Here is a 22,019-nt window from a genome sequence, read left to right on the forward strand (position 1 = left end):
TTATTATTTTAATACTGAGTCTGCAACCGTGTCATATCCTAACACTCTATTGATAAAAATTTTAGATTTTTCATCAAAAACGCTACAGTTTCTAATTGGTTTTGCATATAAATGAAGAGACATACTTCTTTTATTAGCAATATTTTTTAAACGATGAAAACCCATAAAATCTTTCATATAGGTAACATCATTGGGTTTAGATATAGAACTTCTAACAGGGTTTAACTCACCAGCTTCATTTTGTTTATAAATGGTTTCTTTAAATTCACCATCAATAACCTTTACCCAACATTCTTCTCCACCATGATCATGAATAGGTGTTTCATGACCTTTACACCAACAAATTAAAATGAGTTCGTATTTTTCATTCTCTACAATACAATTTCTAGTATAGCAATCGTTAGACCATGAAGAGTGTTCTTCAAAATCGCTTGCTTGAAATTTAATTGAATGTATTATGTGATTGTAAGTCGTCCTCTCTCCTTCTGAAAGTGCTGTTATAAAATCATCTAATGTTTGAAGTGTTGTTGAACTTGATTCTTTAGAATTCAAAATATTGTTTCGCTTTTTTTTGTTCATTTAATGTACAAATCCAAGGTCCATTCCCTAAATCCAACTAAATAAATTGGAATCATTATATGAAAAACCCCAATGCTGCTAATATAATCATATTAATAGGTTTTAATTGATTTTTTAACAATTTTCAACCAATTACAAATGAAAAACAAAATATATCGCCTTATTTGACTAATTTAGAAAATCTTAAAAACTCATTCTTCTGTGATTTTTTTAGAGAATTTAGAAATACAAATTACTTGAAAACTAATCACAAAAAGCAATCACATGCAAAACCAAGATTTTATAATTAAAATAGCAGTTTTAGCTGTTTACGTTGGAATATTATTTTTAATAGGAATATTCGCTTCCAAAAGAATAAAGAGCATGAGCGATTATTATGTTGGTGGAAAAAAAATGGGCTTTTGGGCAGTTGCTTTTTCGGCAAGAGCAACAGGTGAATCTGGTTGGTTATTAATAGGGCTTACAGGAATGGGAGCAATGGCAGGATATTCTGCTTATTGGGTTGTTATAGGAGAATTATTAGGTGTTTTTGTTTCCTGGCAATTTATGGCAAAACGCTTCAAAAAAAGATCAGATGCATATGGAGCCATTACAATTCCAGATTATTTAAATAGTCATTTCAAATCATCAACAAACACACTTCGAATCATAGCAGCTTCTATTTTAGTTGTTTTCATTGTTATATATGTAGCATCTCAAATAGATGTTACAGGAGTTGCATTTAAATCTATGCTTGGGATTGATTATAAATTAGGAGCAATCATTGGTTTTTTAATTGTACTCGCTTATATCTTTATTGGTGGCTTTGTCGCAGCAGTTTGGTCAGATTTATTTCAAGGATTACTCATGTTTTTTGGTCTAGTTTTATTGCCAGTAGTTGTTTGGTTCTCTATGGATCATGGAGCAGGAGTTACAGCAGGATTAAATGCCATAGATCCTACCCTAACAAACATTATGGGAAGAAGTTCAGACGGATGGATGAATCTTTTTACAATATTAGGATTCTCTATGATTGGATTAGGTTTCCTTGGATCTCCACAAGTATATGTTCGTTTTATGTCAATTAAAGATGAGAATGAAATAGACAAAGGAAAATGGGTAGCAACAACATTTACGCTACTTACAGATGCAGCGGCAGTAACCATTGGTATTTTAGCAAGAATCTATTTTACTGCTGAAGGACAAGATCCAGAAGCAGTTCTAGGAAACAATGGAGAAGACGTTTTAAGTATGATTACAGAAAGCTTTTTACCAACAGTTTTGGTTGCCCTCTTTGTTGCCATTGTTTTATCAGCAATAATGTCTACCATAGATTCACTTTTAATACTAGCATCAAGTGCAATAACACGTGATTTTTATCAGAAAATATTTAGACCAGACATCAAAGACGAAAGTCTAACTAAAATTTCGAGAATAGCAACAGTTATCATGGCATTTACAGCTTTAATAATTGCCATGATTATGAATTATGTTTCTCCAGATAGACAAATTTTTTGGGTCATCATTTTTGGTTGGTCAGGAATAGCCGCTACATTTTGCCCAGTAATTATTCTCACACTCTTTTGGAAAGGCTATTCAGAAAAAGGAGCCATAGCTTCAATGATTTCAGGTTTTATAGCAGTTATTCTTTTTAATTTTGTATTTAAAGAAATGGAGAATATTGGAGAATATTTTGTAGCTATAGATGTCTTATTTCCTTCGTTTGTAGTTGCAATGCTTGTTGGTATACTAGTTTCAAAGAAATACCCTCCAAAAACAGAAGCAGTAACAATGATTGAGAAAATTGATTCGGAATAAAATTTATAAATAAACCACTTAACAGTAATTCTAAACCAAACAATGATAGGGTTCTTAATGAGAAAATTATTTTTTAGAAATTTAGTTTCACCTCTTACCGAAATTGAATTAATCGAAAGTGGGTTTTCTATAAAAAAGCCTTTTAACACAAAACCTAAATTATTCAATTGGGAAGAAATTAAAAGCATTCGATTTACAGAAAATTATAATACAATAACTATTCAAAAATTAGATGAAAAAATCGTGGTGAAAAACGATAATATTGGTTGGTACGAATTAATTCAAAATATACCCTCAAAATTTAAAGAGTTCGATTTTAAATACACAGTGGAGTTAATCAATTCTCTAAAACCTTGTGGAATTTGTGGTATTATAGCAGTAAGAGAAAATAATTGCATCGTTTGTGAAACGATAACTTGGAATAAAAAAATGACCAAAAACGAAATTGAGTATATAAAATCAAAACAATTGGATTTTTTCTCTGACAGGATAAAAAACGGAATTGAAATAAAAAAAATTGCAGAACCAGAACATGGTTTTAAAGCTAACAAAAATTGGAGATTATACATCTAAACTCGAAAAAATTAACCTTTAACACGTTCAGCACAATACCATTAAAAAATATCAGATCCAAACTGTATGAAAATATTAAAGAAAATATTAAAATGGGTTTTATATATTTTGTTAATACCTATTTCTTATCTAGTTATCTCACTAATTTTGACTTCAATAACAATTGATCCAAAAGTAGAAAATAAGACTTCAAACAAAACAATATATTTAAGTACAAACGGAGTACATTTAGATATAGTAATACCAAAGAAAAATTTAGATAGTTTATTATTAGCAGGAATAAAAACAAACAAAACTGATAACTATTTATCTTTTGGCTGGGGAGATGAAAACTTTTATATCAATACACCAACTTGGGGAGATTTAACTTTCAATAACGCATTCAAAGCAATGTTTTTAAAAAGTACAACATTAATGCACGTAACTCGGTACCAAAATAAGCATTCGGATTGGAAAAAAATAAAAGTAACAGATTCTCAATTACAAAAACTAAGCAGCTATTTATTGAATACTTTTGAGACAAATAAAAACGGAATGAAAATCATACTTAAAAATAAAGGTTACTCTTTCAATGATGATTTCTATAAATCTAAAGGTAGTTATTCCTGTTTTAAAACTTGCAATAGTTGGGTGAATATCGGATTTAAGAAAAGTGGATTAAAATCTTGCCTTTGGACACCTTTTGACTTTGGGTTAATCAAGAAATATGAATAAACCCGTATACTATACTCTATAAATTAACTGCTAGTAAAAGTTATACTACAAGTAAAAAACAATCACTCCAAACAGGAAAAACACCTTTGTAACTATTCCAAAGAAGTAGTAAATTGAACACACAAAAATTGTGAAAGCAATAATCCCTTTATTCCTTTTATTTTTTAAAACACGAAGCAATACATTTTTAACAAATACTCGTTAAGAAAAGCAATGTGCCATACCAATATTTAGCACGTAATTTATATCAAAACAAGTTACCATAATATGAAAAAAGCAACTCTAGTAATCGTTTTTTTATTGCTTATAACAAGCAAAAGTATAGCGCAAAAGGCAATACCAAACAAAACAGAAAACAACCAAATAAATTCAAAATTATGGAACAAAGCTTCAATGAATCATTTCATTAACTATATAGAAATAGAAATTAAAGGTTTGTTAGGAGACAACAATTTTAAAAGTCCATTAATAAATAGTTGGGTTGAGCAAATTGTAGATAAATCTCAAAAAAAACTAAAGAGTATGAAAAAAGGAAGGTATAAGTATATCGCAGATGTAATAATACTTCCTAAAGGTTCAGGCTATAAAAAAAACACTGCATTTTGGTGGCAACCCAAAATAGATAAAACCATAACAGTAAAAGTAAACACAGAATTACTACATTGTTTATTAGTAATATATTGTGTTAGAGTTTAAATCATTAATAGCTAATTTAAACAAATAACAAACCCATTTTTATTCAAACACCAATACTCTATAAACTGCTTGTAATACTAACACAGAAGTAGTACATTGAGCACGCAAAAAAACAGAAAAAGAAAAACTATGATACATTTAATTTGGTCAATTATCAATTTAACTATTGTTTTCTTCTTTATATATCTGATAATCGGATTTATAAAAAAAGGAAAGCAAATTTTTAAGCCTCAATTTAAAATTGTATCAATCTTAATAATGCTTATAGGGGTTCTTCAAATAATTTCAGCTTCAAATTCAAAGAAAAACTCAAACAAAATATCAATAACAAAAAATTATAACAAACAGAGTAACATAAAACGAAAACAAGTAATACTCGAAAATAATTTAACTTTTGATATAAATATGCAAGTAAAATATTCGGTTGACCAAAATGACTATATCCCAGTAGAAAGCAATAGCTCTTTAACTGGGTTTGTAACCGGTTATGAGTGGAAATTCAAATCAATTAACACAAAAAAATTGGACTCGAATGGTAAAGCGGAATTTATAGCCAATGGAATTTTAGATTGGAATCTTTTTGGAATTACTGTATATGGTCAAAATAAAATATTTACCGGAATAATAGAATAAAAGCCGTTTACAAAAGTCTATAACTATAATTACTTGCTTAGTTTTCTACATAGAAAAACCACTAAGTTTTTTAATTGCTTCCTATCACATTCACTATTATCAAAAAATGTCCTTATTTAGACCTTGGAATTCTAATTGAAGGAAATTCTTAAAAAAGATTCGATGTAAATATTTTACGAAAAAACATCGTTCAAAGTAAACCCTCAGTTCGAATGAACAGAGGGTTTAAATTTTATGGTAAAATTAATTTATTTTATCGACTGCTCAATCCAAGCAGTACCACTAACAACAACCTTATTTTCTCCATCCATCATCGTACCAGATGCGCTTCCAACTCCCTCGTAAATATTTCCTTCAAAAACCTGATCAGGCATTAAACTCTTAACAACCGCTGAGATTCCGTATTCTGGAATTTCAACTAAAACTTCAGTAAAATAAGTCACACCACCAATCATCTTAGATTTTGTTGGAGTCATTTTCGAATCAACAAAATATGAAGCACCGTCTTTTTGCAATTGTACAGTAGCCTTTCCAGAAGTTGCAGTATTCAAAACCGGTTTGGTAGTTGAAAAATTAGAAAGACAAACACCATTGTCAAGTTGTATATCTTGTAAAATCCATTTAACAGGTTTTTGTTTCGAACCAAACTTACCCCATTCATGATCCATCCAAGTAGTTCCAGTAACTTCATGAGTTTCAGTATTCGTACTATCAGCTATATCAGTTATAACAATAGTTCCAGAAGCTTTCAATCGTGTTAACGAAAAGTAAAAATTACAATTATACAATTGCGGATCAGGAATGTTCGGTTCAACTCCATTACCCCAAACCATAAGAGGAAGACCTTCTTGAGAAAATGTCAAATCGAAAGATATTTTTTTACCTTTATCTTCTATTACAGCAGTAACAGACATATTTTGTGTAGGATCAGCTTGTGGAGCTTTCATTGATACATTTTTCAATTTTACAAACCAAGGCTTAGTCACATCAGTTTCAGCCCATTCACTTAAAATTAAGTCTTCAGTCTGTGTTTGATGATAATGTATCTGATTTTTCAGGTCAGTAAGCATTACTTCAGTAAAGCCCCCAGGATAGAGCGCCGCAGCATTAATTTCAAATCCAAAAGCTCTTCCTCCAGAAGCATTCAATGTTCCAATATGCCACCACCACTCAGTAGGGCAACCTTTCTCATTCAAAATACTTAGAGGAGTATGCGCATACATATCTCTTGGTAATTCAACCGTTAAACCCTTTTGGGCAGTAGAAATATTACCATCCTCAGAGTTACTACGACTAAGACCTTTCAAAGGTTCTTTTATTTGGCTTTTTACACTCATAATAATTGTTTTAATTGGTTTTACTACTCTTTTAAAATTAACTTTTCGGGTTCCCACTTTTGTAATCAAAAACTAATTATAGCAATCCAAGCAATATTTTTTTGTTAGATTACATTACAAAGTTGCAGAAAGAACAATCTCAATTGTAAAAAAATGTAATGAAATAGACTTGTTAGAGCTTAAAAGCTAGAAAAGCAAGAACGAAATGAAAAATGATATAACAAAACATAAGGCATTAAACATAATCAGATTATAATCAACCTGTTGTAAAATAAAAAATTCATTTCTAAGTAATATACGAGAGGTTAATCAGCTATGCAGAAATAAAAACGGTTTATAACAAAACCTATAAATAATAAGGCTATAGGAGTTAAACCCTCGCAGATTTTCAATGCAATTCATATCTACTAAATAAGGAGTAAAACAAACAATAACTACAAGCAAAAAACAATCGCTCCAAACAGGAAAAACACCTTTGTAACTATTCCAAAGAAGTAGTACATTAGGCTCACAAAAATTGAAAAAGCAATAGTCCCCTTATTCCTTTTATTTTTTTAAATACGAAGCTACATTATTTACGGATGTCCGTAAATAAATTCTATGTACTATGTTAACTTTAGCACATAAAAAAGTGAATTTATAAAGGAAAGAAGACTGATTAAAAATAAAATATCTATTTATAGCATTTGAAATTTAAAAATCACTCTTTTATAACAAGCTAAATAACTAATGAAAAAACATACAGCCAAAATCACCACTAAAAGTATTGAACGAAGTGGATTACCTTCAGATTTCAGAAAAGCAATAGCAGAATATATCTGGAATGGATTTGATGCTAATGCAACAGTAATAGAAATGAACTGTGATTCTAATGATGTTGGTTATATTAATTCTTTTTCTATTTCCGATAATGGTTCTGGTATTAATCTTGGTAAAATTGGAGATACTTTTGGTCAGTTTATGGATTCTCAAAAAACTAAGACTCTCGATCAAAATGGTTTTATAAAAGGAAAAGCAGGTAAAGGTCGTTTTTCTTTTACTAATTTTTGTAATAAAGCAATTTGGGAAACTACATTTAAAAGCCAAAATTCCGATTTCTTAAAATATAATATTATAATTTCTAAAGAAAAATTACAGGATTTTCAAACATCTGATAAATTAATCTCTTTAAATAAAAATACTGGAACAAAAGTTCACTTCGAATCTTTTCATTCATTAACTGGAGATTTAATAGAAAGTAAAGAGTTTATAGATTATTTAGCAAGTGAATTTGGTTGGTTTCTTTTCCTAAATAAAGAGTCTGATTACAAAATAAAAATTAATGGAATTATCCTTAATTACTGGAATACAATTGGAGATTTTAGAGAATTTGAGGAAACTATAAATGGACAAATTTTTAAAATTAACTACATAAGATGGAATAAGAATATTGGAGATAAATATTTTTATTACTTTTTAAATAATGAACAAGAAGAAGTCGCAAGAAAACATACTTCTTTTAACAATAAAGCGGTTGATTTTCATCATTCTGTTTATATAATATCTGAATACTTTGATAATTTTCAGCTAACAAAATCTGATCAACCAGCTCTAGGATTAAACGGAAACAATCAAAGTGACATCACATTTAAAAATTTAATTAGATTATTAAATGATTTTATATCTAAAGAAGAAAAATTATTCATTCGAGATAAAAAAGCTGAAAAACTAATTGATGATTATAATACAAAGAAAATATTCCCAGTTTTTAAGAATAATTCTTATGCTCAAATTAGAAAAAAAGATTTAGAAAATGTTGTAAAAGAAATTTATTGTATTCAACCAAAAATATTTCAAGGATTAAAACAAACCCAAAGTAAAACTTTAGTTGGTTTTTTAAACTTACTTTTAGATACTGAGCAACGAGAAAATATTTTAGAAATTCTAGAAAACATAATTGATTTATCAGACGAAGAGAAAATAGAGCTTTCAAATACTCTTAAAAAAACTAAGATTTCAAGTATTGTAGAATTAGTCAATTTGTTAGAAGGACGTTTTAATGTTGTAAATATTATAAAGCAAATGGTTTTTGAATTAGAAAAATTCACTAACGAAAGAGACCACATTCAAAAAGTAATTGAAAATAATTATTGGCTATTTGGAGAACAATACCATTTAGTTTCTGCTGACAAAAATTTTGAAACATCCCTAAATAATTATTTAGATTTTATAGAATCTGGCAAGAAAAATAAAGAAAAATTAAAATCAAAAGACAAACTTAAAAGACCAGATATATTCATTGCAAGACAAGTTGAAAAAACTGACCCAAATAGTGACGAATATACCATCGAAGAAAATATTATTGTTGAACTCAAAAGACCTAGCGTAAAAATTGGAAAACCACAGTTTGACCAAATTGAAGAATATATTAGGTTTATAATAAATGAACCTAAATTCATTAGTGAATTACGAACTTGGAAATTAATACTTGTTGGAAAAAAAGTAGATAATTGGATTAAAGACAAATATGAATCCAACAAAGGGAAAGGAAAGAGATTTTTAGTTGAGGCTATTCGTAATTACGAAATTTATGCGATGACTTGGGATGATTTATTTAAAATATTTGACATTCGTCATAAACACTTAATTAATAAACTTGAATTTAAAAATTCAGTTATTGAGGATTTAGAAAGTAAGGGTGTCTTTTTGGATAAAAACAAACCAACAGAACTACTAAGAAAGATTGTGAATGAATAAAAATCAGTTATCAAAAAAATAAAAGTATAATCATCAATAAAGTTAATAACTTATACAAAACAAGAATCAAAAATTAAAATGAAAGCGCCTATAAATCAACAAAAAATCTTCACTAATGAACAAGAAAATATTTTATCAAGACCTACAAATCAATTATTAAATGATTTTGGAGCTGGTAAAGCCTCTCCTGGTTCAGGAAGTGCTGCTGCATTACTTGGTTTATTATCTTCTAAAATGATACACACAGTTTGTAGTATAAGTTTAACTAAACAAGAATGTTATGAGCATCATACTCAGTTTAAATTTATTTCTAAACAAGTAGAAGAAAATATAGTTCCAAAACTAAAAGAACTTTTCGAAAAAGATGCTAAAGATTTTGAAAAAGTAGTAAACCTTAGAATTGCTAGAGATAAATCTACTAATAGGACTGAAAAATCAAACTATTCTAGACAATCATTAGATCTTCTTCAAATTGCAACAGACTATACATTTGAAGTAGCTAATACAGCTTTAACTTTAATGGAATATGGTGTTCGAATTTTTAATAATGGTTGGCATGCTATTAGGGGTGATTCTGGTGTATCTATTAGTGCTGCTATGTCTGCTGTAATGTCTTCTATTTTTATTATTAATTTAAACTTAAAGACCTTAAAAAGACGTAAATATGCAAAGGAAAATTTTAAAAAAGTTCAAGAATTACAAACAAAACTTGATAATCTACAAACTAAAGCATTTTCTTGTGTTAGTTTAATAAGTCATGAATCACTAGATTCTATACAATTAGAATTAAGAAGTGATAAAAATAACTAATTCAACCATTATTAAAAACTAAGAAAAACATCATTCCTTCCTCCAATTTCAAAAGAAAGCACAAACCGATACTCTTCTTTTTTCTAAACAAACACCTCAACTACAAAAACACATACACCAACCACCCCGCTACAAACCGTTAATTCCAAAACACCACCGTTAATTACACCAAAGCATCCGTTTATGCATTAGCCTCATACAAAAGCACACATTTATACTAACTTCAGTCAAGTATAAATTCAAAGTAAAACACAAAAAAAACACAAAATGGTTAAGAGTTTTACTTAAAAAAAAGTAAAAAGATGAGCAAGCAATATGAAACAGGAAATGCAAAAAACTTAGCAAACTTACAAAAACTAATAGAGCACATAAGTCTCTATACAGCCTACAATCCACCGGTAGACAATTTAAAAATAGACAATCTAAACATACTCTTTACAAACACATTAAATGTGTTAATAGAAGTAGAAGAAAAACGAAGTGCAAAGAAAAATGCAATCCATATACGACAAGAAAAATACCGAAGCTTAAGGTCAATAACAACAAGAATCATCAATCAATTAGAAATCTTAAATCTGTCAGACGGAGTATTAGCACAAGCAAAGTATTTTAAAAAATTAATCTGTGGTACAAAAAGTAAAAAGAAGCCAACAAACGAAGTAGTCATAGAAGAAAAGAAAACAATATCAACCTCACGTCAATCATACACACAGTTAGCCGATAATTTCTCAAAACTAATACAGTTGCTAACAATAATACCAACCTACAATCCAAATATAGAAGAGTTAAAGATAGTCAACCTCACCCTATACCATACCACATTAATAGAAAGTACAAAAAAAGTAGACCAAACAGAAGCAGCGCTAAATGCAAAACTAATAGAAAGAAATAATATCTTATACAAAAGCGAAACAAGCTTGCATACAATAGCACAAAATGTAAAAAAGTATGTAAAAAGTGTCTATGGAGCATCATCACCAGAATACACAAACATCTCAAAAATAAAATTTACCGTAACATAATAGCAAACTAGCAACCAAATTGGCGGTAAAGCCATCCCAATTGTACAAACAGCTAACCCAAACTATAAAACTGCCATCCCAATTTGCGGTAATGCCATCCCAATTGTACAAACTGCTAACCCAAACTATAAAACAGCCATCCCAATTTGCGGTAAAGCCATCCCAATTGTACAAACTGCTAACCCAAACTATAAAACAGCCATCCCAATTTACGGTAATGCCATCCCAATTATACAAACAGCAAACCCAAACTATAAACAGCAAACAAAAACCAACAAAAAATAAACAACAATGAAAGAACCAATAAAAAACAGGCAAACAAAAAAGTATAGCAAAGGTACAATCGTAACACATTGGCTAACGGCACTATTAATACTAATACTGTATCCAATGGGAAAATACATGGAAGAACTTAAAGTCTCAGAAAAAATGGGACTCATAAAAATCCACGCCCTAGTAGGAATACTTGTATTAATCTTAACAATAATGAGAACAATTTACTATTTCAAACACGAAAGACCAGCAGAAATAGAAACAGGATCAAAAATCAATAATAAGCTAGTCATTTGGGTGCACAATGCATTTTATGACCTCCTACTAGGAATAGCTATAACAGGTATTGCAACAATGGTCATAGGAGGCTATGCAGAAGCAATAAAAACAGAAGATATAAATCAAATAAGAGCAGCGAGTCAAATACCAGCATTAAAAGCACACGGAATAATGGCAACAATAATGATGCTTCTATTAATAATGCACATCATAGGGTTTATCAAACACCTACTACTAAAAAAAGAAAACACATTAAAAAGAATCATCTAAAACAAAGAAAACATGAACAATACAATAACAGTATTAATCCTAGTATTAATGGGAGCACAGTTTGGAATCGCATTAACAGCAAGTATAATCGTACATCCAATATTGCGAAAGGCAAAAAAAGAAACAGCAATAGAAGTATTTAAACCCTTTTTTAATAAAACACATAGATGTGTATTAATACTATCAATAATTACAACACTAATAGCATTAATGTATTCTACAGGTTCAGGAAATTGGTGGTGGTTTGGAATCGCAATGCTAATGCATTTAAACGGTCCATATACACTATACTTTATGATGCCAACAAACAGACGATTAATGAACAAAAATGTAGATCCATTATCAGAACAAACAGAAAGAGACATACAAAAATGGGGAGGACTACATTTAGTAAGAACAATACTAAACGGCTTAATCTTTATAGCATTTATAGTATTAGCAGTCTACACAAAATAAAAGCAAAAAATAACACCAGAGAACACAATCAATAAAACCTAGTCATTAAAAAGTTACTCAAAAAAGATAGTATAAAGTAAAAACAGTCAAGCATAAAAAACGTGTCGTACAGCTAATAAGAAAACAGTAACTTTTTATGCGCTATGTTAAAAACAAAAAAAAGAAATTCAATACTACTCCCCTTCCAACTTCATAGAAAGTTCAAACCAACGTTCTTCCTTAACTTCTAAATCATCGGTTAGTTGTTGAAGTTCAATAGATTTATCATTAATTTCTTCAGGAGAAAACTCAGCGTTCATAAATTTACCTTCAATAACGCTCTTTTTCTTTTGCAACCTGTCAATGTCTTTTTCCAACAAGCCCCATTCGCGTTTCTCATTAAAACTTAAAACACCCTTTTTAGCAGTTTTTACAGGCGCAATAACTTCTTTCTTTACCTCATTAACTTCTTTCGGTTTAGAGTCTTCATAAGCTCTAAAATCAGAGTAATTACCAGGAAAGTTATCAATCTGTCCTTCACCTCTAAACACAAATAAATTGTCAACAATCTTATCCATAAAATAACGGTCGTGGGAAACCACCATTAAATTCCCAGGATAGTCTAATAAAAAGTTTTCTAAAACATTCAGCGTAACAACATCCAAGTCGTTGGTAGGCTCATCTAAAATTAAAAAATTCGGATTCTGAATTAACACTGCACATAAGTACAAACGCTTTTGCTCACCACCACTTAATTTTTCAACAAAATCGTGCTGCTTTTTTTTGTCAAACAAAAAACGTTCAAGCAATTGCCCAGCAGAAATCTTACGCCCTTTACTTAACGGAATATATTCACCAAATTCTTTAATAACTTCAATAACTTTTTGCCCTTCTTTAATAACAATACCTTTTTGGGTATAATACCCAAACTTTACGGTTTCGCCAATAATAACTTTACCGCCATCCAATTCAATAGAACCCGTTAGCATATTTAAAAAAGAAGATTTACCAGTACCATTTTTACCAATAATACCAATACGCTCACCACGTTTAAACACATAATCAAAACCATCTAAGATAACTTTGTCATCAAACGATTTTTTCATTTTATGAAGCTCCACAATTTTACTACCCAAACGCTCCATGTTAATTTCTAACTGAACTTCATGATCATTTCTACGCTTGTGAGCTTTCTCTTTAATTTGGAAAAAATCATCAATACGAGATTTCGACTTCGTAGTACGCGCTTTAGGCTGACGGCGCATCCAATCCAATTCCTTTTTAAACAAACTTTTAGCCTTACCTAAGTTGGTAGCTTCTAAAGCTAAACGCTCTTCTTTATTTTGTAAATAGTACGAGTAATTACCTTTGTATTTATAAAGTTTACCATTTTCTAATTCAATAATTTCATTACAAACACGCTCTAAAAAGTAACGGTCGTGCGTAACCATAAATAAGGTAATCTTTTCTTTAGCAAAAAAGGCCTCTAACCACTCAATCATTTCTAAATCTAAATGGTTGGTAGGCTCATCTAAAATTAACAAATCAGGCTTTTGAATCAAAACAATAGCCAAGGCTAAACGTTTCTTTTGTCCACCAGAAAGTAAGCCAACTTTTTGCTGTAAATTATCTAATTTTAACTTTGATAAAATTTGCTTGTATTGAGTTTCAAAATCCCAAGCATTATGCTGCTCCATTAACTCAAAAGCATCTTGATACGCTTCAGCATCACCAGGGTTTTCTAAAGCCTTTTCATATTGTCTAATAATAGACAAAACCTTATTATCAGTAGAAGAAATAGTTTCTTCAATAGTTAACTCAGTATTTAATTGATCGTCTTGAGATAAATACGCAATATCAATACCTTTTCTACTAACAACCTGTCCAGTATCAGACTCATCAATACCAGCAACAATGTTTAAAATAGAAGTTTTTCCGCTACCATTTTTGGCAACAAAAGCAATCTTTTGGTCTTTGTTAATTCCAAAAGAAAGGTCTTCAAACAATACTTTTTCACCGTAAGCTTTTGATATGTTTTCTACAGAAAGGTAATTCATTTGCTAAAATTTATGCAAAGAAACAAAAAACCCGAGCAAAAGCTCGGGTTTTCTTTAGTTAATAAATATCCCTTATTAATTCTTTATTAACTTGGTTTTATACGATTTTTCACCATCGTTAACTTCTAAAATATACATACCAGTATTTAAATTAGAAATACGAATATTCGAAGAAATTAAACGACCAGATTGTACAACTTTACCAATCGTGTTAACAATCTTATAATCCATATTTCCATTGGTAGAAGGAAGTTTAACTTGAATAAAATTCACTGCCGGGTTAGGATACACTAACATCTTAGAAATGGCAGAGTCATCAGCCTCACCATCAAAATCAAAAGCAAAATTACCAGAACCAATAGTAATAGAATAATCTTCAACTTCACCACTAGAAAAAGAACCACAAGAATTAGGTTCTCTATTATAACGCATCGCAACGCGCATTCTTGTTTTTCCAGACTTCGCCGAATGAGGAATAGAGAAACTAGTAGATCTATTACCTTGCTGACTAGAAGCATTAGTCATAATACGTTCATTATTATCAAAAGAACCATTCTGATTGAAATCAATCCAAACAGCAAAAAACATTGTAGGTCTATTGTTATTACTAGCATAACCAGCACTTACAGTAATCAAAGAACTACCACCTTTACTAAGAGAACCAACTTTATTGGTAAAATTAGCATAGCCACCATTAGAACCAGAGCTTTTAGACATACCACCAACGGCAACATAATCAATCCAAGCAATACTAGTACTATTACCTTGAGCCGAACAATACGTAGGACCATTCGAAACAGTTTTAAAAGTAACATTAGCAACACCAGAAATATTACCGGCAGCATCTTTAGCATTCACAGAATACGTATACGTAGTACCAGCATTCAACCCAGTAACTTGTTTAGAAGTAGAAGACGTAGAGCTAACTAAAGTAGCACCGCTATAAATATCATAACCAACAACCCCAACATTATCAATAGAAGGGTTCCAGTTTAAAGTAGCCTTGTTTTTAGTAATACCAGTAGCGGTTAAATTACCAGGAACAGAAGGCGCTTCAGTATCACCTAAAGTAGTAAACGTAATTTCAGCAGCAGCAGAAACATTGCCAACAGCATCTTTAGCATGTACAGAAAAAGCATACGAAGTATCAATCGTTAAACCAATAACATCTAAAGAAGTACCGGTAACCGTTTCAACCAAGATAGCACCTTGATAAACATCATAACCAACAACACCAATATTATCAGTAGAAGCATCCCAAGCTAAACTAGCAGTAGACATGCCAATATTAGAAACAACTAAATTTAAAGGAGTACTAGGAGCTTCCGTATCATTTAAAGTCATGAACGTAGTTTCAATAGCATCCGAAATATTTCCAGCAGCATCTTTAGCATGCACAGAATAGGTATACGAAGTATTCATCGTTAAGCCACTAACAGCAAAAGAAGTATCCGTAACAGTTTCAACCAAAGAAGTACCTTGGTAAACATCATAACCAACAACGCCAACATTATCAGTAGAAGCATCCCAAGTTAAGGTAGCCGAAGATAAGGTAACATTCGTAGCCATAAAATTAGCAGGAATAGTAGGAGCATCAGTATCTAAAGAAGCAGAAGTAATAACAACAGTATAATCTTCAACTTCACCATAAGAAAATAACTTTTCACAAGCAGTAGGAGTAGCATCGTATTTCATAACAACACGCATTCTAGTAGCACCCAAAGTAGCATCAGAAGGAACAGTAAACGAACCACTCACAGGAGTATCATTCGATTTATCTTTAATCCAAACATTTTCACCAGGATCAGAAAAATCACCGTCATGGTTATAGTCAATCCATACACCATAACCTTCTTCATAAGCAGTAGCGCGCCATACAGGAGTAACCGTAATAGTATTCGAAGAACCAATAGCTAAATCAGTAGAAAGATCAGTATGATCCGTATAACCGCTACCTTTAGGGGTCGTATTATCAATACTACCTAATTGAACACGTCCAATATACTCATCATCAACATTATTCCCTTTAGAAATACAATAACGTAAAGGAGCAACACCAGAAGTAGTAACATGTAAAACACTAGTTTTACCACTACCACCATCAGTACATTTAGCAGTAACCTTACAAATATATTCAGTACCAGGATCTAAACCAGAAACTAAAGCATTAGCACTCGTTACCGAACTTTCACCAGGAGAATAAACACCAGCAACAACAGCAGTAACTTCTAAAGTATAAGCGTTATTAGAAGGAACAATACCCCAAGTTAAATTAAATTGATGGTCTTGAATATTAGAAGCAGCAAAATTACTAGGAGCGTCTAAGAAACAAAGTTCTCCAACTCCCACAGCATACCAAGCATTAATTACAGCAAAAACCTCAGCACTATCCTCACCATATAAATCAGAAGCAGCAATAATAGCACCTTCTCTAGCTTCTTCAAAAGTAGAATTAGCCGATAAGTAATTAGCTTCTAAACGATACGAAATATTAGCAGCCTTAGTCATACCAATACCACTAACATTAAAACTGTTACCAATATCATTTGTACCAGAACCACCAACAGTAAGTAAGTAAAACCAGTAGTTTAAAACACCCGAATTGGTATGAACACCACAATAATCATTAAATTGACTAGGAAAAGCACAGTTAGGATCTTTCCAATGTGTACCACCATAAGTATCAGGTTGCCCTCTTTCATTAGGATTACTCATAGAACGCAAAGCAACCGCGCCAACACGTCTATCAATTTCATCACCAATCAACCAAACAGAAGGGTCAGGAGCAGTGTCACTACCATTACCTTTAGCAAAATGCTCAACAGCAGCACCCCAAATGTCAGAAAAACCTTCATTCATGGCACCAGATTCACGTTGGTAAGCTAAAGCAGCAGTATTAGTACATACAGCATGTCCAATTTCATGAGCCGCAACATCAATACTTGTTAAAGCATCAAAACGTCCATTACCTTCAGTACCATCAGAAGAACCGTCACCATAAGACATAACAGAACCATTCCAAAAAGCATTATCATAATCAGTTTTAACATGAACATAACTACGAATAGCAGTACCGTTGTCATCAAAACTATCTCTATTATGATTGTTTTTAAAATAATCATACGTCATCATAGCACCCCAATGCGCATCTAAAGCAGCATTGTCTTTATTAGCACTATGCTCAGCAGTCGTCCAATTATTATCATTATCTTCAAACTCATCGAAGTTACTAACATAAGGATAACCAATATTGGTTTGATGCTTCGCATCTCTAGTATATACCTTTCTAGTTTCGTCATTCAAAGTATACACAGCACCATCTTTTCTGGTGTCAATAGAACGTGTACCGCTATAACGAGTTTGAGCAGAACCAGAAACAAATAAGGCATCTAAGGTTTCATTCTTATTAATCTTAGCGCTCTTTTTAAGATCACCAACATGACCAAACTTATCAACATGCTTAATAATAGCATTGTAAAATAAGGCTTTACCAGAGTGCGCATCGATATACAAATATCCACGACTAATTGGCTTAGCAGCAAAAATGTCAAATTTGTATGCTAATTTAGGAGCATCGCTACGTAAAACTTCTTTCGGAAGTATCACCAATTCACCAGTAGGCTTTTGGTAATTGTCCATTTCTTTGGCAGCTTTCGGATATTCCCAAAGATATTTTTCAGCACCAGTATGATCTAATGCTTTTTGAAAAGCCTGTTTATTAGATAACTTAGGTATAATGTTAACTTTACCAACATCATAAAACTGGCCATTCATAGTTCTTAATTTACCATTCTTAGCATGCGCAGCATAGGTGGCAAATTCTACTTTAATACCCTTAAAATTCTGTTGAAATTTCTCATGAGTAAAACCAAGATCATCACTTTTTTGCTTGATTTTTACCAAACCATCGTGGGAGGAGAGTTTTAATTTTTTTCGAAGAATTTCGGGGGCTTTTTGCAAAGATGCTTTTGAAGATTCAACCATCTTAATTTGCTTTAGACTTCTACTTTCTTGTGCCGTGGTAGTTAAAAAACCAGCAAGCATGAAAGATGCTAAAAACACATTTTTAATACAATTGTGTTTCATTGTTCCGGGGGGTTTTGATTAATAAAAAAATACATGAAAGATAAAATTTTAATAAAAAACTCTTAAAATTTTATTCTTCATGCAATAAATGTATTAAAAAAATAGTTTTTCAACAACGAAAAAAAACGAAAAAAACCTGAACGATGTTTCGTTCAGGTTTTCCCATAATATAAGTAAGGGTTTACCCTACTTACTCCTTCATTAATTTAGTCTTTAATAATTTCTGACCATCATTAACTTCTAAAATATACATTCCAGTATTTAGTTTAGAAATATTTATGTTAGATGAATTTAAACGACCAATTTGTACAACTTTCCCTATAGTATTTATAATTTTATAAGACATGTTAGTAGACTCAGAAGCTAATTTTAGCTGAATACTATTAGTAGCTGGATTTGGATAAGCCATTAAGTCCGTTATATCTTGAGTCGTAATCGTTTCTCCACTCACATTTGTATCAACAATACCTAAACTAGATGCAGTAATGTTTACCGTATAATCTTCAACCTCTCCATCACCTAAGTTAGCCTCACATGCGGTAGGTGCCGAATTGTATTTCATAGAAACACGCATTCTTGTTTGTCCTAAGGTTGCACCAGCAGGAACGGTAACATCAGCAGTTCTATTTCCTGCACTTGTTGAATTACCAGAAGTCACTTGTTCACCAGCATCAGAAAAATCACCATCACCATTAAAGTCAATCCAAACAATAAAGTGTTCGTTATAAGAACTACCACTAAAACCAGCACTCACTACTAATTGGCTTGTACTACCTTGGGCAACAGTTGCTACTTTAGAAGTAAAATCTCCATAACCACCATTAGCACCAGTAGTATTGGTCATTCCACCAAAAGCTACATAATCAATCCACTCATAAGTAACTCTAGTTCCAGCAGAAGCACAATAAGAAACCTGATTCGATAACGTAGTAGCGTTTACAACATTACTAGATGAAGATTCGTTACCAGCAGCATCTTTAGCTTTTACAGAGAAAGTATAAGCAGTTGCAGCAGTTAATCCAGTTACATTATAAGTAGTAGCAGTAGTAGTCGATCCAATTTTTGTAGCACCCCTATACACATCATAACCAGTTACCCCTACATTATCAGTAGAAGCAGTCCAATTTAATGTTAACGTAGTTTGCGCTATACTAGCCGCAGCCAAACTACTTGGTGCACTTGGTGCAGTAGTATCAGCTTGAGCAGCTCCAATAACTACAGTATAATCTTCAACTTCACCGTATTGTATAGAAGTTTCACAAGCAGTAGGCGTAGCATTATATTTCATAACCACACGCATTCTTGTAGCACCATTTGTTGCCGAAGCAGGTACCGTAAAGCTTCCACTTACAGGCGTTGTTTTAGATTTAGCTTTCGTCCAAACCGTTTCACCAGCATCAGAAAAATCGCCATCTTTATTATAATCAATCCAAACACCATATCCTTCATCATAAATAGTACCAGTCCATTTAGGAGTAATAGTTATAGTATTCGATTCACCTTTTGTTAAATTTGTTGAAATAGAGGTATGATCAGAATATCCATTACCACCAGTAGACGTATTGTTAATAGTACCTAATTCTACTTTTTGAATATACTCATCACTAACGTTCGCTCCTTTAGAAGTACAATACGTAAGAGGTGCCGTTCCTGTAGTGGTTACAGATACATTAGCAGCAGTACCACTACCTCCAGCAGAACAATTTGCAGTTACAGTACAAGCATACGCTGTTCCAGCATTTAAACCAGTAATAACTTGCGTAGTAGTAGTTACAGTAGTAGAGTTTCCATTAGCAGTTACAGTATACGATGCAGCGCCAGAAACAGCAGTCCATGTTAACGTAAATCCGTTATCATTAATACTTCCTCCAGAAAAATTAGTTGGTGCAGCCAAAGCACAAGCTTGTACATAAGCATCACCAACACCTACTGCATGCCATGCATTGGTAACAGATATTACTTCAGCACTATTTGCTCCATATAAATCTGTAGCAGCAGTAATTGCACCAGTTCTAGCGTCAGCAAATTTAGAATTAGCAGACAAATAATTTGCTTCTAAACGATACGATATTTTAGCAGCTTTAGCCATACCAATACCAGCAACATTAAAAGCATTGTTAATATCGTTAGTACCAGATCCACCTACAGTTAGTAAATAAAACCAGTAATTTAAAACACCAGAGTTAGTATGTACTCCACAATAATCGTTTGCTCTAGTTGGTGTTCCACAATTTGGTTCTTTCCAGTGCGTACCTCCATACGTATCTGGTTGACTTCTTTCATTTGGATTACTCATAGAACGTAAAGCTACAGCTCCAGTTCTTCTATCAATCTCATCTCCAATTAACCATACGGCAGCACTTGGAGCCGTATCGCTTCCATTACCTTTAGCAAAATGCTCAACAGCAGCACCCCAAATATCAGAAAAACCTTCGTTTAAAGCTCCAGATTCTCTCTGGTAAGCTAAATTTGCTGTATTAGAACAAACAGCATGACCAATCTCATGAGCCGCAACATCAATACTTGTTAATGCATCAAAGCTTCCATTACCTTCTTGTCCATTAGAAGAACCATCACCATAAGTCATCACAGAACCATTCCAAAAGGCATTATCATAACCAGCACCTCCAGCAATATTATCGTAATGTACATAACTATTTATAGCAGCACCAGAACCATTATAACTATTTCTACTATGTTTAGCTTGAAAATAATCATACGTCATCATAGCACCCCAATGTGCATCTAAAGCAGCATTATCTTTAGCAGCATTATCAAATTCAGCAGCGGTCCAATTATTATCGGCATCCGTAAAATTTGTTGATGGGTAACTTGGTTGACCACCACTATTATAAGTGTTCACTCCATTTCCTCTCGTATTGTCTCTTAACGCATAATTACCGCTAATTACTCGAGTAGTTATAGAGCGTGTTCCACTATATCGAGTTGCAGCATTACCAGTTGCTAGCGTTTCAATAAATTTAGCTCCCGCATTACTTACTGCACCTAAATTCTTTGAAGAATGCTCGTGTTCATCTAAATGCTTAATTGTTGCATTGAAAAACAGAACTTCGCCAGTATGCGCATCTACATACAAATCTCCTCTACTTAAAGGTTGAGTAGCATAAATATCAAACTTGTACACTAATCGTGCAGCTAGTGTTCCAATTACTTCTCTAGGCAGAATTAACAATTCACCTTCAGGTTTTTTATAATTCCCTAAAGCTTTTGCTTCTTTTGGTTGCTCCCAAAGATACTTCTCAGCTCCTGTATAAGCTATCGCTTTATTAAAAGCAGTTTGCTTAGATAATTTTGGGGTAACATTTACTTTACCTACATCATAAAATTCACCGTTCATGCTTTGTAAAGTACTATTCTTTGCATGCGCAGTATAAGTACCAAATTCAACTTTTATTCCTTTAAATTTTTGCTGAAATTTTTCGTGGGTAAATCCTAAGTCATCTACTTCAGATTTAATTTTTTGTAAGTTGTCGTTCGGGGAAAGTTCTAGTTTTTTTCTGATTAAATCTGGTGCTTGTTGCAAAGAGATTTTTGAAGATTTTTCAAATTTAATCTGTTTTAATCCTCTATTTTCTTGGGCGCTAACGGAAGTAATTCCGGCCAATAGTAAAGAAGATAAAAACACATTTTTTAAATAATTGTGCTTCATCATTGAAGGGTTTAAGTTAGTTAATTAATTGTATAATGATTTTTATATTAGA

15 protein-coding genes are annotated in these 22,019 nt (G+C 31.9%); 10 read left to right on the forward strand and 5 right to left on the reverse strand.

The annotated features are described in order from the left end of the window. Positions 1-3: 3 nt before the first annotated feature. Entirely contained in the window at positions 4-579 is a 576-nt protein-coding gene (locus Q0881_RS01245) for a cysteine dioxygenase family protein (RefSeq protein ID WP_299156187.1), read from the reverse strand. Between the two features lie 264 nt (positions 580-843). Here Q0881_RS01245 and Q0881_RS01250 point away from each other — a divergent pair, with 264 nt between their 5' ends. The 5 genes from Q0881_RS01250 to Q0881_RS01270 all read left to right on the forward strand — a co-directional run bounded on the left by Q0881_RS01250 (position 844) and on the right by Q0881_RS01270 (position 4,992). After that, on the forward strand, positions 844-2,376 hold the full coding sequence (locus Q0881_RS01250; RefSeq protein ID WP_299156188.1) for a sodium/proline symporter: 1,533 nt from the start codon (positions 844-846) through the stop codon (positions 2,374-2,376). Positions 2,377-2,433: 57 nt separating this feature from the next. Further along, on the forward strand, positions 2,434-2,949 hold the full coding sequence (locus Q0881_RS01255) for a hypothetical protein (protein WP_299156189.1): 516 nt from the start codon (positions 2,434-2,436) through the stop codon (positions 2,947-2,949). 66 nt (positions 2,950-3,015) lie between these two features. Next, positions 3,016-3,663 (forward strand): DUF2459 domain-containing protein, encoded by a 648-nt coding sequence (locus Q0881_RS01260; RefSeq protein WP_299156191.1) that lies wholly within the window; start codon positions 3,016-3,018, stop codon positions 3,661-3,663. Positions 3,664-3,930: 267 nt separating this feature from the next. Further along, a complete protein-coding gene (locus Q0881_RS01265) occupies positions 3,931-4,359 on the forward strand; it encodes a dynein light chain Tctex-type family protein (RefSeq protein WP_299156193.1) in 429 nt (142 codons plus the stop codon). 129 nt (positions 4,360-4,488) lie between these two features. Next, a complete protein-coding gene (locus Q0881_RS01270) occupies positions 4,489-4,992 on the forward strand; it encodes a hypothetical protein (protein ID WP_299156194.1) in 504 nt (167 codons plus the stop codon). A gap of 248 nt (positions 4,993-5,240) precedes the next feature. Here the strand turns inward: Q0881_RS01270 and Q0881_RS01275 are convergent, their stop codons facing one another. Further along, positions 5,241-6,329, reverse strand: a complete 1,089-nt coding sequence (locus Q0881_RS01275) for a lipocalin-like domain-containing protein (protein ID WP_299156196.1) — start codon at positions 6,327-6,329, stop codon at positions 5,241-5,243. A gap of 729 nt (positions 6,330-7,058) precedes the next feature. Between Q0881_RS01275 and Q0881_RS01280 the strand changes: the two genes are divergently transcribed. The 5 genes from Q0881_RS01280 to Q0881_RS01300 all read left to right on the forward strand — a co-directional run bounded on the left by Q0881_RS01280 (position 7,059) and on the right by Q0881_RS01300 (position 12,175). Beyond that, positions 7,059-9,065, forward strand: a complete 2,007-nt coding sequence (locus Q0881_RS01280) for an ATP-binding protein (RefSeq protein ID WP_299156197.1) — start codon at positions 7,059-7,061, stop codon at positions 9,063-9,065. 78 nt (positions 9,066-9,143) lie between these two features. Further along, positions 9,144-9,875 (forward strand): cyclodeaminase/cyclohydrolase family protein, encoded by a 732-nt coding sequence (locus tag Q0881_RS01285; protein ID WP_299156199.1) that lies wholly within the window; start codon positions 9,144-9,146, stop codon positions 9,873-9,875. Between the two features lie 302 nt (positions 9,876-10,177). Further along, positions 10,178-10,897 (forward strand): hypothetical protein, encoded by a 720-nt coding sequence (locus Q0881_RS01290; RefSeq protein WP_299156200.1) that lies wholly within the window; start codon positions 10,178-10,180, stop codon positions 10,895-10,897. 291 nt (positions 10,898-11,188) lie between these two features. Then, positions 11,189-11,719 (forward strand): cytochrome b/b6 domain-containing protein, encoded by a 531-nt coding sequence (locus tag Q0881_RS01295; RefSeq protein WP_299156202.1) that lies wholly within the window; start codon positions 11,189-11,191, stop codon positions 11,717-11,719. A 12-nt stretch (positions 11,720-11,731) separates the two neighbouring features. Then, the gene (locus Q0881_RS01300) at positions 11,732-12,175 is read left to right on the forward strand and encodes a DUF1772 domain-containing protein (protein WP_299156204.1); all 444 of its coding nucleotides are present in this window, start codon (positions 11,732-11,734) and stop codon (positions 12,173-12,175) included. Positions 12,176-12,348: 173 nt separating this feature from the next. On the opposite strand, the gene Q0881_RS01305 is transcribed toward Q0881_RS01300, so the two are convergent. The 3 genes from Q0881_RS01305 to Q0881_RS01315 form a co-directional block, all read right to left on the reverse strand. Further along, positions 12,349-14,211, reverse strand: coding sequence for an ABC-F family ATP-binding cassette domain-containing protein (locus Q0881_RS01305; protein WP_299156206.1), 1,863 nt, complete (start codon positions 14,209-14,211; stop codon positions 12,349-12,351). 75 nt (positions 14,212-14,286) lie between these two features. After that, positions 14,287-18,297, reverse strand: coding sequence for a M4 family metallopeptidase (locus Q0881_RS01310; RefSeq protein WP_299156208.1), 4,011 nt, complete (start codon positions 18,295-18,297; stop codon positions 14,287-14,289). 190 nt (positions 18,298-18,487) lie between these two features. After that, on the reverse strand, positions 18,488-21,970 hold the full coding sequence (locus Q0881_RS01315) for a M4 family metallopeptidase (RefSeq protein WP_299156210.1): 3,483 nt from the start codon (positions 21,968-21,970) through the stop codon (positions 18,488-18,490). Between the last annotated feature and the right edge of the window lie 49 nt (positions 21,971-22,019).

It is taken from the genome of uncultured Tenacibaculum sp. (assembly GCF_947494125.1).
Classification (GTDB): domain Bacteria; phylum Bacteroidota; class Bacteroidia; order Flavobacteriales; family Flavobacteriaceae; genus Polaribacter.